Consider the following 12288-nt stretch of genomic DNA (forward strand, 5'->3'; position numbering starts at 1 on the left):
CGACAATCTCCTATTTCTCAATCGATGCCATGCTGTCTCTCCAGATATTCCATAACAGCATCAACAGTCTTCTGTTTTGGATCAGCCTCGTCTGCCGGCAGACTTTCCAGAATCTTATTTCTGAATTCCTTACAGTCAATAACAGGACTTGCAGTAAAGGTACACTTTCCTGTCTCCATAATATCAGCAAGCATATCATCCGGATTTTCAGGATTAATGCGCAGACAGTTTCCGTTGATTGAAACAAGAATCATCTTATCGAAAAGTCTTAAATAAGAATCAATCTCTCGAAGACCGCGCTTTGTTTCCGGCTTACCAGGACGGTATCTTGTACCGCTTGGGAAAACCAGAATCATCTGACCACGCTTTTTACAGCTGTCCATTGCTCGCATTGCCGCAAAGTTGATTTTTCTTGCACGCTGCTCTTCTGCAATTTTTTCTTCTTCAGAAATTTCTTTTCCTTCAACAGCGTTCAAAGAACGGGTAGGATAAATTACAACGCGGGTAAAACCTTCTGTAAATGCACGTACTCCAGGATTTGCTTCGTTAAGCTTCATTCCCGCAACAGCGACAATTCTCTGAGACATATCCTTTGCCCATTCTTCGCCCTGCTTTTCGAGAAGATAAAGAATTCCCGGCAAATCAAGATTAGTATAATGCTCCATCAAAATAAGGCCGGTTTTTCCTTCCTTTGTAACAGTATCATAAAAAGCCTTAAAGTTTTCAACATTTCCCAAACCTGATTCAGAATTAAAGGCTTCATCCAGCAACTGCCACATATAAGGTCTTAGCTGCATGTTTGCTTCTTCATAAACTTTTGTTTCGTCAATTTTGGCAGCAGCGTGTGACATTTTAAGCATTTCTGCAAAAACACTGCCAAATTTGTCTTTCAACATAATTCCCATAAATGAGTTCCTTTTCCTTACGTTATGCAAACCGCAAAAGCGGCTGCTTTTATTTAAGAATAGTTGAATTCCATTATAGATTATTTATGACTTAGAGACAATAATAACAATTATGATGAAACGAATGATTTTAATTCTTACTGCGGCACTTATAATTTTTACCGGCTGCTCTGCAAAAGCCCCGGCTTCCAGAATCATAGAAAACTCAGATGGTTCTGTGAATATCACCCGGATTGATGAAGATGGAAAAGCCATTCTCTTCAATAAAAAATACGGTGACAAGAAAAATGTAACTCAAGTCACACTCTCAAAAGCTTCCCGTTCAAATCCAGTTACAGTAGATTTGTCTGCTTATGAAGGAAAGGATATTGAAATTCAGCTTTCCTGCGAAATGCTTGTTGAAGATAAATCAAAAGAAAAAACTCAGATTATATGGATGATAAACGAGCTTGAAGAAAACTTCCCAAAGCTTTTTGACCGCAAGGTTGAAAACGGAAAATGGTTTTCTGTAAACAAGAGGCTTACACTTCATCTTTCAGGAAAACGCCAGCTCTATGTTTCAGGCGGAACTCTCAATAAAGATTCTTCTACTATCTACATACGAAACTTTAAGCTTCGCCTTGCCGGAGAAGGTCTTACTTCAAACAGTCCTCAGCCAGCCTCATGGACAGAAGTTACCGGAGTGAAGGATGCACTTAAAGATTATTTTGATTACTTTGGCTTCTGCGTATCTTACAACGACGGGTTCCGGGAACCTCTTCTTCAGCAGGGCCTCCCCCTCCATGCAAGCGTAATCACAATGGAAAATGAGTTTAAACCGGATTTTATTTTCGCCTGGGCTAAACCAAACAAGCTCACGGACTTCAAGGCAGAAGACGGAAACTACTACGAAGTACCTGCAGACATGCCAAACTTTAAACAGATGGACAACATTCTCTCTGATATGAAAAAGCTTGGCTTAAAACTCCGCGGTCACACCCTCGTATGGCACAGCCAGACTCCGGCCTGGTTCTTTATGAAAAACTTCAGCTGTAACAACGAAACTCAGCTGGTAACCCCAGCAGAAATGAATGCCCGCATGGAGTGGTACATAAAATCAGTTATGGACCATGTTGCCCAATGGGAAAAGAAAAACAACAATGGCGAACATATTATTATTGCCTGGGACGTTGTAAACGAAGCTGCTTCTGATAATGCAACAAATACCAACTTCCTCCGCGATGCCAGCTCAAGCAAATGGTTTGCAATCTACCAGAACGAAAGCTTTATTGTAAATGCCTTCCGCTACGCAAATAAATATGCTCCAAAAGATGTAAAGCTTGTTTATAACGATTACGGCTGTGCTTCAATCAATAAAAACAAGGCCATCTGTAAAATCATTGATGCAATTCAGGCCGCTCCGGATGCACGCATAGACGCCGCCGGCATGCAGACCCACATAGGCATTAATGATTCACCGGCTGATTTTGAAAAAGCAGTACAGAATTTCCTCGCAAAGGGCATAAATGTTCAGATTACAGAAATGGACGTAGCAAACGGCGCTTCAAACTACAATGCAATGAAACTTAAAGCCTGCTATCACGATTATTTTGCAATGTTCATCAGAAACCGTAAGCAGCCTGGCAAAAATGGAATTGAAGGCGTAACCCTCTGGGGAATCCGCGACGAATGGACCTGGCTCAACAGCATGCATAAGGGCCACACTCAGTATCCGCTTTTATTCAAGGGCAAAAACTTTGAATGTAAACCGGCCTATTACGGAGTTATGGAAGCTGTCAGCGAAGCCCGTGCTGCCGATGCAAAATAAAACCCCGGTAGTTGAGTCTGTCGAAACCACCTTACAACTTTCTTCTAAAGAAAATCCCTTTTTCTGCCGATAACATAATGAGGTATTATATATGAAAAAGGGAACTTCATTTTTTTACATTTCTCTCGCACTTATCGCAGTCTCACTTCTTTCCTGCAAACTCAAAACCGAAGAAGAAGATCTTCTTGATAAACCTGGTGTAAATATCACAGAAAATCAGGTTACTTTAATTATCCCAAAAACAAGCAACAGCACAAAATATATTAATATTTATAGACGCGACAAACAATTTGATGAAGATATAAACATCGGAGTTATTTATCATCCACAGGCTCTCGGAAATGACGGCAAAAACTACGTTTTTATAGACAGTTTAATCAAAAAAAATCATGCCTATGATTACAGAGTACGCTATTGTACAGACGGAGAATACTACTATACTGCCTGGTCAGATAAAATCTATATTGAAGATAACTATAATGCTTATGAAGAAAATGTTAATTTAACTTTCAGAACAACCAGTGGTACAGATTTGTTTGATTTGTTATACGAACCAACAGACTTTACTTTATTGATTAACAGTACAATTGTCGCACCTGAATTCCCTGAATACACAAGCCAGAATTTCAAACCTATGATTATTGTTACAAACGGAGAATCAACTCAGGTTTTCGAAATTCCTGCCCTCACTCAAAATACAAAGATTGCATTAAGAAGTTTGCTTCCTGCAGACTTCCTTGACACAGATATTTCTTTCGTAGGAATTGTTGGCCAGAAAACCATATTTGATGATGACACAAATGATGTTCTGGAAAACAATGACACTAACCACGATGGCAAACCTGATGAAGAAAAACTCAATAAAATAGTTATCTGGACCGACCCTACTCCTCTTACTATTAATCCTAGTGCAAAAATAGTAAACATTCCTTCTCAGTCTGGAACAACAGGTTTGGACTACGGCCGCAGAGTAAAATAGGCTTCCATAGCATAATGCCACCATTATGACAATTGAACAAAAATTGTTAAAATGGTATTTTAACCCAGTATGAATACTCTGGTCGCATTATGCGCTGTAGGTGCCGAGCGAATTCTCGGCAACGAAATCAAACATTTAGGTTATAAACTCAAGGGCAATGCCCCAGGCCGCGTTTATTTTACAGGCGACGACGACGCTCTTTTTAAGGCAAATCTTTGTTTACGAACAGCAGACCGTCTTTACCTGCAGCTTGCAGAATACAATGCTTTAAATTTTGATGAACTTTACGATGGAACTTATTCTGTTGCATGGCAGGACTATCTTAATAAAGATTCCCGCATTGTAGTTGATAAGGTCCGCACTTACAAAAGCAAACTCAATTCTGAACATTCAATTCAGGGAATCGTTCATAAGGCAATTTACTCTAAGCTGGGTGATGTCTGGAAAATGTCTTCCATGCCGGAATCCGGTGAGCAGAGTGATATTCGCGTTTATGTTGATGAAAACAAGGTTTTAGTTCTTCTGGATCTTTCCGGACTTCCTCTCCACAAACGCGGCTACCGTGTAGACGGCGGTATTGCTCCACTCCGCGAAACTCTTGCGGCAACACTCTTGCAGGAAATGATGTGGCGCCGCAAAACTCCGCTGCACGACCCTTTCTGCGGTTCGGGAACCATTGCAATTGAAGCAACTCTTTACGCCTTCAATGTTGCCCCGGGCTTCGGCCGCCGCTTTGCTCTGGAAAACCTTCCGATTTATAACGAAAAACGCGCTGCCGAAATAAAAGCCGAAGAAGCTGCAAAGATCCGCACAGATGTAGAAGTTCGCATTACCGGATCTGATATTGATAACGCTGCAGTTGAGCGGGCAAAGAAAAATGCCGAGTACGCCTGTGTTATGGCCGGCCGCGCCCTTAAATCAATTGATATAAGCGCCCATATTCCACGCCCTGATTTTATTCAGTCTGATTTTGCAGAGCTTGCTGCACCATACGACGAAGGACTTCTTCTCTGCAACCCGCCATACGGTGAACGTCTTGGAGATGCAGACCAGGCCCGCGAGCTTTATACAAACATGGCCAGTCTCTGGACAGACTTTAATGGCTGGGATTTAGGAATCATTACTTCAAACGAAGACTTCCAGGAATGCTTTGGTCACAAAACTACGGCCATCAAAAAACTCAAGGCCGGTAATCTTGATACCTCATTCTATATTTACAGAAGATAAGGAGATATGCTAAATGGCAATTGTTGTTGAGCACGATAAACGCAAGCAGGAAATCTTACAGAAATCTCTCGACGTATTTATTGAAGAAGGCTACGAAGATGCAACCTTCCAGAAAATTGCCGACCGCTGCGGAATTACCCGCACTACTCTTTATATCTACTTTAAGAACAAACACGAAATCTTTTTAGGAAGCATTAAGGAATTACTTTCTGAACTGGAAGAAGCCCTCAAAAAAATCATGATGGACTCTTCCCTGAATTCAGAAGCAACCCTCAGAGCCGTTCTTTCAACTCTTGCAGATTCTATCGAATATAATAAAAAACTCTTCAGTGTTCTTCTCAACTATCTTATGCAGCTTAAAAAATCCGGGGTTGATACAAACGAAAGAGTCCGCCGCAGAGTAATACGTCTGCGCCACCTTTTAAGCACAATTCTGATTAAAGGAATTCAGGCTAAAGAATTCAAAGAAATAAATGTAAAGATTATAAACGACACTCTCTACGGTCTGCTCGAATCTGCAATCTTCCGCATTGCCGTTTTGAACAAAGATGATGTAGCCGACGTACGCGCTGCTCTCAACACTACTGTAGATTTATTCAAAGCATAAAAAAACGGTGGTTTCGATACACTTCGCTTCGCGAAGCACTCAACCACCGCTCTTTACTAAACATACGGTGGTTGAGTAGTACGGAGCTGAAGCTCCTACCGTATCGAAACCACCGTCGTCATGCTGAACTTGTTTCAGCATCTATTAGAACTTAGCTTTTCTAAGACGTACTTTCTCAATATCCTCGCAGAATAGCTCGCGAAGGTCGTTCAAGCCAAGTGCCATCAATGCCATACGGTCAATACCAATACCCCAGGCAAGAACAGGACAATCAAGCCCCATAGCCTTTGTAACTTCCGGACGGAAGATACCTGAACCACCAAGTTCAAACCAGCCCAAAACAGGGTGCTTGATATGAACTTCGATAGAAGGTTCTGTGAACGGGAAGTAACCTGGAACATATTTTACTTCTTCTGCTCCGGCAATTTCGGTTGCGAACATCTTGAGCATACCAAGAAGGTCGCGCAGTGTTACGTCGTTTCCGGCAATAATACCTTCTGTCTGATAGAAGTCGCTCAAGTGAGTTGCATCTACCTTATCATAGCGGAAACAGCGGGCAATACCAAAGTACTTGCCAGGAACTTCAGCCTTGTGAAGCTGATGAGCAGACAGTACAGTTCCCTGTGAACGCAAAATCAAGCGGCGTGTGAACTCGTTATCAAAAGTGTAGTTCCAGCCACGGCTACCAGTGTTTCCACCGGTTTCGTGAGCAGCCTTAACATTGCTCAAATATGGTTCTTCAATAAATTTTGCATGTGTAGGATTTTTAATGCGATATACATCGTGAATATCACGTGCAGCATGGAACTGTGGCATAAAGAGAGCATCACCATTCCAGAATTCAGTTTCTACAAGCGGACCATCAAACTCCTGGAAACCAAGAGAACAAAGCTTGTCTTTTACGCTTTCAAGGAACTGAACGTATGGGTTTGTGCGGCCAGGAATAATACGTGCAGGTGGAATTGCAATGTTGTAACCACGGAAAGTTCCGTTCTTCCACTCGCCAGATGCAAGCATTTTTGGAGTGATTTCTCCAATTTCATTACCAGTTACACCGGCATTTTTAAGAGCATCGCGAACCTGTTCAAAACCAGACTGAAGCTTATAGAATACAGTCTCGCGCTCAATCATCTTGAAAGGAGAATCTGCAGCACCGCGCTTTTTAGCAAGACCTTCCATAGCAGAAGCTTCAGCAGCGCTTAAATCATCTTTATTAAGAAGGCCACCTTCAGCAGCGATAGCCTTTTTTACAAGGTCCATAGTTGCCTTAATGCGCTCAGGAAGAGCTGCACCAGTGTATTCAACCTTCTTTTCTGCATTCATTTTAAGAACGCCGTCTTTTACAAGAGGTCCAAAAGCAGAACCAACATCCTTCTGCTCAAGACCAATTCCTGCAGCAATTTCCGGCATAGTGTGAGCGCCCTTATCTTTAAGGAAGTTTACCATGCGCTCTTCTACAGTACCAGTTTCTGCAAGCTTGCGGCCCATTTCTGTAATTTCAAAGAATGTATGTGGAGTACGGCGAATTTCTTTAAGAAGTTCCTTTCCAGAAAGCCATGAGAATGCCTGATTTGCATGACCCTCTTTATACTCCAGTTCCTTCTGGAGTTTTTCTGATGTAAGCTCATCCTGTCCTGAATACTTCAACAAAACCTTAATTTCAAGCGGATGAAGATTTTTAATGATGTTCTTAACGTCCATTTTTATATGTCCTGTAAAAAAATAAAGACTGCTTAGTAGTCTGGTGGTTGAGTGCGCCGCAAGGCGTGTATCGAAACCACTGTCAACAAGCAGTCCTTATTTTACAATATTTTCAATAAATACTAAATAGGTTAGCGAATTAATTTTATATGAGATGAATACATAGCCTTGCGCTGCTTGCGGTCATCCTTAAAGTACTTAACCTTATCATCTTCCATATATTTATAATTGTAATAGCGTTTTCCGTTTTCAGTTGTTCCTTCATAAGTATAATATTTATATTCCTTAAGAAAGTCCTGAAGACATGCCATTACGGTATTCATTGCTTCACCCTTATCAAAAGTAACATAAAGTGTTTCATAATAAATACGCAGCTCATCATGAATAGGTGTATACTCAATCCAAACCTTTCCGTTCTTATCTGTACAATGCTGATCTTCCGGTACAATTGTCTTTGTAGTTGTTTTTTCAGCATCATATTTTTCTCTTTCAGCAAAATCATCTCCATATGGAGCGGCAAACACTGCAGTAGTCAAAACTGCAAAAACTGCTAACAAAGTTAATATCTTCTTCATAAAGTCACCTCTCTAGTAAACACTATACTCTACTATTCTACCGCATTCTAGGAAAAAATCAAGATTTATTACATATCGCCCTGAATCAATCCCCAGAGTCGGAAACTTTCTGATTAAAACAGAGCCATTTATTTCTTTAGGCTTGTTTTTTATTGTTTTTCTATAATGATTTCTTATGGCAGCTTTAAGAGACTCCCGGGCAGCCTCCTCTATCCCTTCAAACCCCTTTTCCACAGAGCCATAACCAAGGCCGGCAATCACCGGGTTCTGTATAGAAGCCCAGAGATTATAGCTTTGAACCTGAGAATCAGTACGTACATACTCAATCCAGGCATTCAGATTATTATTTTCAATCCAGGGAGAAGAATATTTTATTCCACCCCGAATTACATCTGCAGGAACAATTTCTGTAATTTCAAGATACTCTTCTACTCCGCGGGCCTTATCGTAAGGAACATAAACAAAGTTCCAGCCGTAAACCATGCCGTTTATAATAAAAGGGGCAATTTTATGCATTTGAGAAACCGGAAATGCAAACTGACTCCAGTCCTTTCTTTCGCCGTCTTCTTCAGAAAACTCAAGTCCAGGATAAGCATCAAGCTCTGCCCAGAGAGGTAATCTGATATTTCGTATAACGGAAGGAGTCTGCGAAAAAAGCGGACTTATCATGCCGGTCAGAAAAATCAGCATAAAAAGAGTTTTTACCAGTGCTCCGGATTTTATCTTCTGTATGTATCTTTCCATATTTTTATCGGGTGAATTCCCATTCTAAGCACAAAATAAAGCCAGGCTGCAAAAAAGCCGAATAGATGGGTCATATGAGCAACATTCGAGCCTCTTCCAAAAAGCTGGCTTCCAATTTCAATCAGTGCATAAATGAATACCATTAGTGGAGCCGGCACAGGAACTATTCCCCATATAAAAAACACAGAACGCGGAAAGAAAACTGCATAGGCGAAAAGCACAGCATAAACCGCGCCGCTGGCACCAAGCAGAAAAACTCTGTTCTGCCCGGTAAATCTGTATACAAGGAAAGAGAAAAAGCCGCTTAAAGCTCCGCAAATCAGATAGAAAAGCAGAAACTCCCGGCTACCCACAGCCTTTTCAAAGCCTATTCCGAATATCAGCAGAGCAAGCATATTAAAAAAAACATGCTGAAAATTCTGATGCAGGAACATGTAAGAAAAAAACTGCCAGTACATATGTCCATGCTCCACCAGAATCGGATTCATCGCACCATAGTAATGAACATATTCAGCGAGGTTTGGATACACAAATCTTATACCAAAAATAATAAAATTTATGAGGATGATAAATAGAGCATATCGTCTGTATGTATAGGGAAAAGGACGTCTGAGAATAAATCTATTTTTTGGCATTTGCAGCCTTCAGCGCAGCCTTGCTTTTAGGATCAAAGTAAGTTACGCGGTTTCTTCCGTTATTTTTCGACATGTAAAGGCCCTGGTCTGCCTGATTTACAAATTCGTTTGGTGAGCTTACCAGATTTGTTTCTGCATCAAAAACAGAAATACCACCGGAAATTGTTACATGCAGGTGCTGGTCATTATAAACAAAATCGTGCTCATTTATTGTTGAGCGGATTCTTTCAGCAACAACCATTGCCTCATCTTTACCTGCCTCCATCAAAAGACAGGTAAACTCTTCTCCACCGTAACGGCTTGCAACATCAGATTCACGAAGATTTTTTCTGATAAGATCTGCAACACTTTTAAGGACAAAATCTCCGCATTCATGGCCATAGGTATCGTTAAATTTCTTAAAGAAATCAATATCAAACATAATAACGGCCACATGCTGCTTGTTCAGGAAGGCAGCATCTATAGCTTCTGTAAGAAGATTAAAGAAATAATACTTAAGCTTAAGATGGGTCATCATATCTGTAGAAGACATTTCCAGAAGAGCCGCATTATTAATTGCCACAGAAGCGAGGCCTGCAATAGACATAATCTGATTTATTTCATACTCAGAATAAGTTGCATCATCTTCAATTGCAATTCTTTCCTGCAAAATCAGCATACCATTCAAGTGATTTTTCTGAATAAGAGGAACAATGAGAGTAGGATTCAAAGATTCAAGAATAGAAATATGAGGACAGTCTCCACAACTTTTCTTAAGTTCTTCAAAAGTAAGTGGTCTTTTTTCTTTATTTAATACAGTAGCAATTGGTGTACTTACCGGAAGCATTACCTTGTTTTCAGAAAGGAAGTCTTTAGAAGTTTCGAGAATGAAATTTTCGTTGGTGATTAAGTCGCGGACAAAAATTTCGGCTCCAAGAACATGCATCTGAGCCATACAGATATAAACAATAGATTCAAGAAGATTACTGAAATCGAGATTCTGACAAAAAGACTTAGCAATATCAAGAAGCTGTTCCAGATCATATATCTTCTTTTCATACTGAATGGTCTGTTCCAGTACCTGCTGTTTTTGAGAGGATTCTTTGCTTTCGAAAATCTTCTTTTTACTCATGCTTTATATCACCACTATTAATAATAACATAGTTTTTCATAATTTCAAAAAATATATTCCATTTTTCGTAATTAGATTCCAGGAAGTTTGTATTATCCCTGTTACGAGAAGACATCATGAGAACTTTAAGATTTGAAATTATTTCACTCGAAGGTTTTTTAGCATCTGCAAGGAGTTCTCCTAACTGACGGCTTAAAGAAGAAAGGTTTGTACACTCTGTCTGCAAAACCTTATGGGCATCGTCATTAATAGACTGCACCATTTTTTCAAGTTTTTTGAAAAAGTCTTTATCTTTTTTACTGTCTTTAATATAGCTTTCAAGAACGGCAATACTGTGCTTTTTATCTGCACCAAAGGACTCTTCGAAGTCTACAATATCTTTATCTGCATTTATTGCCGCAAATACAATTGATGAAAAACTTGATTTATAGGCCGGATTATTAAAGAAACCTTCTATTACAATATCATTAAGAAGAGCCTTAGCTCCTTCCGGCATATAATGTTTGAGGAAGGTTTTTAAGATTCGCATTGGAAGAATCCATTTGAAAGACATGGAAACTTCAGACTGCAAAAGATTATTATAGGTCTGATTATAAACGCCTACATCTTCAAGAGGAATCTCCGGGAAGAGAGCTGAAACTTCATCTGAAATTGTTTCATCCTGAATTTCAGTTTTAATGCGCTGCTCGTCAGAATCAAAACGGGCTTGAAGCATATTTGCAAAATCCTGACGTGGAGAACCGGTATATTTTGCTATACCAGGCTCATAAGCCAGATCCTGACGGCAAAGACGAATAAGAGCCTTGAGTTTTTCCGGATTCAGAATCTTTGTAATTATATAGTTAATTTTTTTGAGATTTCCAAGATATGCCTGCCGATCTGTTTCAGAAAGATCACTTCCGGAACGAAGCTGGGCAAGAGCAATAACAGCATCTGCCGTAGAAGTTGTAATCTGAAGGCCGCTCGCCTGAAAATATAGATCTTCAAGAAGGTTCTGCGCCGTAGAAAGAGATATTTCACGGTAAGAAGGCTTATACATCAAATCAGCCGGAATAAAGTTAGTATCAAAAGCCTGAAGGAAAGGAGTGTAATTATAATGACAGAATTCAACAAGCTGACGAAGCTGCAGTAAATCTGCATCCATCTTTTTAAATCCGTCTGTATTAAGGGCTTTAATCAAACGCTCGAGTTCTTTTCGCTGATGAATATAAACCCTGTCTGGATTCTGACCTTCAGCAAGAACATCAGCTTTTCTATTTTCAAACGAAAGTGAGTTAAGGGTTTCCTGATCTTCAGCCGGATAGCCCGTTACAATAAGCTGAGCTTCAAAACGACGCTGACGCTGAATATCATTTTGACTTACAGTTACAGAAAAGAGATTGTCTAAAGGACGGGTATTTTTATAAAGTGCAAAAATGGCCTCTCCAAAATTCGGAAGCAGCATACCGTTACGACAAATTGCAGGCTGAAACTCTCTTATTTCCTGTTCCAGCTTTTTCATCTGCTGCTTTTTTTGTACTTCTGGCGAGGAACGCTTAAAAATTGATTCGAATAATTCTGAAATTGTTTTTATAAATCCCATTTTTACGCAAATATTTTAACAGAGAAACGGGAAATTAGCAAATGAATTGAGAAAAGATGTCTTTATTGTAAGCAGTAAAATATAATGTCGTCAAAATAAAAGAAAAGGTTTCTTTGAACTGTTATAATTTTGTTACCACACAAAAACAATAACGGAGGAAAGAAACCTATGAAAACAATAGCAGAAAAGAAAAAAAAGTTCACCCATTTTAAATACGAAGAAAGACTTGTTCTTGAGTTTTATCTAAAGGGAACAAATCTCTTTCCTCGGATAACTGACACAGGTGAACTTGCTGCTATTTTCCATAAAAGCCGGCGAAGTATTCAAAGGGAGAAAAAAAGAGGAATGATAGAACATGAAACCTCTGTAACAAAGACAAAGTTTGAATACAATGCCGATTTTGCTCAGGCAAAAG

General features: G+C 39.8%; 12 protein-coding genes. 5 read left to right on the forward strand and 7 right to left on the reverse strand.

Annotation, left to right across the window (positions count from 1 at the left end; genetic code table 11):
- Positions 1–17: 17 nt before the first annotated feature.
- On the reverse strand, positions 18–905 hold the full coding sequence (locus tag G626_RS0105900; protein WP_022931867.1) for a lysophospholipid acyltransferase family protein: 888 nt from the start codon (positions 903–905) through the stop codon (positions 18–20).
- A gap of 112 nt (positions 906–1017) precedes the next feature.
- Between G626_RS0105900 and G626_RS0105905 the strand changes: the two genes are divergently transcribed.
- From G626_RS0105905 to G626_RS0105920, 4 genes are all read left to right on the forward strand, one after another.
- Complete coding sequence (locus G626_RS0105905; protein WP_081647492.1) at positions 1018–2712, forward strand: endo-1,4-beta-xylanase; 1695 nt, start codon at positions 1018–1020, stop codon at positions 2710–2712.
- A gap of 91 nt (positions 2713–2803) precedes the next feature.
- Positions 2804–3691, forward strand: a complete 888-nt coding sequence (locus G626_RS0105910; protein WP_022931869.1) for a hypothetical protein — start codon at positions 2804–2806, stop codon at positions 3689–3691.
- A gap of 69 nt (positions 3692–3760) precedes the next feature.
- Complete coding sequence (locus G626_RS0105915) at positions 3761–4918, forward strand: THUMP domain-containing class I SAM-dependent RNA methyltransferase (RefSeq protein ID WP_022931870.1); 1158 nt, start codon at positions 3761–3763, stop codon at positions 4916–4918.
- Between the two features lie 13 nt (positions 4919–4931).
- A complete protein-coding gene (locus G626_RS0105920; protein WP_022931871.1) occupies positions 4932–5525 on the forward strand; it encodes a TetR/AcrR family transcriptional regulator in 594 nt (197 codons plus the stop codon).
- A gap of 144 nt (positions 5526–5669) precedes the next feature.
- On the opposite strand, the gene pheS is transcribed toward G626_RS0105920, so the two are convergent.
- The 6 genes from pheS to G626_RS0105950 all read right to left on the reverse strand — a co-directional run bounded on the left by pheS (position 5670) and on the right by G626_RS0105950 (position 11873).
- Positions 5670–7226 carry a phenylalanine--tRNA ligase subunit alpha gene (pheS, locus tag G626_RS0105925; RefSeq protein WP_022931872.1) on the reverse strand — a complete coding sequence of 519 codons (1557 nt, stop codon included), beginning with the start codon at positions 7224–7226 and terminating at the stop codon, positions 5670–5672.
- 131 nt (positions 7227–7357) lie between these two features.
- Complete coding sequence (locus G626_RS0105930; RefSeq protein ID WP_022931873.1) at positions 7358–7801, reverse strand: hypothetical protein; 444 nt, start codon at positions 7799–7801, stop codon at positions 7358–7360.
- Positions 7802–7813: 12 nt separating this feature from the next.
- Positions 7814–8545, reverse strand: coding sequence for a hypothetical protein (locus tag G626_RS15575; protein WP_022931874.1), 732 nt, complete (start codon positions 8543–8545; stop codon positions 7814–7816).
- Entirely contained in the window at positions 8521–9033 is a 513-nt protein-coding gene (locus G626_RS0105940; protein ID WP_331270666.1) for a rhomboid family intramembrane serine protease, read from the reverse strand. Before G626_RS0105940 ends, G626_RS15575 begins: the two co-directional genes overlap by 25 nt.
- Before the next feature lie 133 nt (positions 9034–9166).
- A complete protein-coding gene (gene dgcA, locus G626_RS0105945; RefSeq protein WP_022931876.1) occupies positions 9167–10291 on the reverse strand; it encodes a diguanylate cyclase DgcA in 1125 nt (374 codons plus the stop codon).
- Entirely contained in the window at positions 10284–11873 is a 1590-nt protein-coding gene (locus tag G626_RS0105950; RefSeq protein WP_022931877.1) for a DUF5312 family protein, read from the reverse strand. The genes dgcA and G626_RS0105950 overlap by 8 nt, the downstream gene beginning before the upstream one ends.
- Positions 11874–12041: 168 nt before the next feature.
- Here G626_RS0105950 and G626_RS0105955 point away from each other — a divergent pair.
- Positions 12042–12288, forward strand: a 247-nt coding sequence (locus G626_RS0105955; protein WP_027727003.1) for a hypothetical protein, incomplete at its 3' end; no start/stop codon positions are given.

The organism is Treponema bryantii NK4A124 (assembly GCF_000421345.1).
GTDB lineage: Bacteria > Spirochaetota > Spirochaetia > Treponematales > Treponemataceae > Treponema_D > Treponema_D bryantii_B.

Bases quoted from the DNA above. Each gene is read 5' to 3' on its own strand.
- G626_RS0105900 (WP_022931867.1), bottom strand. From the start codon at position 905: ATGGGAATTATGTTGAAAGACAAATTTGGCAGTGTTTTTGCAGAAATG.
- G626_RS0105905 (WP_081647492.1), top strand. From the start codon at position 1,018: ATGATGAAACGAATGATTTTAATTCTTACTGCGGCACTTATAATTTTT.
- G626_RS0105910 (WP_022931869.1), top strand. From the start codon at position 2,804: ATGAAAAAGGGAACTTCATTTTTTTACATTTCTCTCGCACTTATCGCA.
- G626_RS0105915 (WP_022931870.1), top strand. From the start codon at position 3,761: ATGAATACTCTGGTCGCATTATGCGCTGTAGGTGCCGAGCGAATTCTC.
- G626_RS0105920 (WP_022931871.1), top strand. From the start codon at position 4,932: ATGGCAATTGTTGTTGAGCACGATAAACGCAAGCAGGAAATCTTACAG.
- pheS (WP_022931872.1), bottom strand. From the start codon at position 7,226: ATGGACGTTAAGAACATCATTAAAAATCTTCATCCGCTTGAAATTAAG.
- G626_RS0105930 (WP_022931873.1), bottom strand. From the start codon at position 7,801: ATGAAGAAGATATTAACTTTGTTAGCAGTTTTTGCAGTTTTGACTACT.
- G626_RS15575 (WP_022931874.1), bottom strand. From the start codon at position 8,545: ATGGAAAGATACATACAGAAGATAAAATCCGGAGCACTGGTAAAAACT.
- G626_RS0105940 (WP_331270666.1), bottom strand. From the start codon at position 9,033: ATGAATCCGATTCTGGTGGAGCATGGACATATGTACTGGCAGTTTTTT.
- dgcA (WP_022931876.1), bottom strand. From the start codon at position 10,291: ATGAGTAAAAAGAAGATTTTCGAAAGCAAAGAATCCTCTCAAAAACAG.
- G626_RS0105950 (WP_022931877.1), bottom strand. From the start codon at position 11,873: ATGGGATTTATAAAAACAATTTCAGAATTATTCGAATCAATTTTTAAG.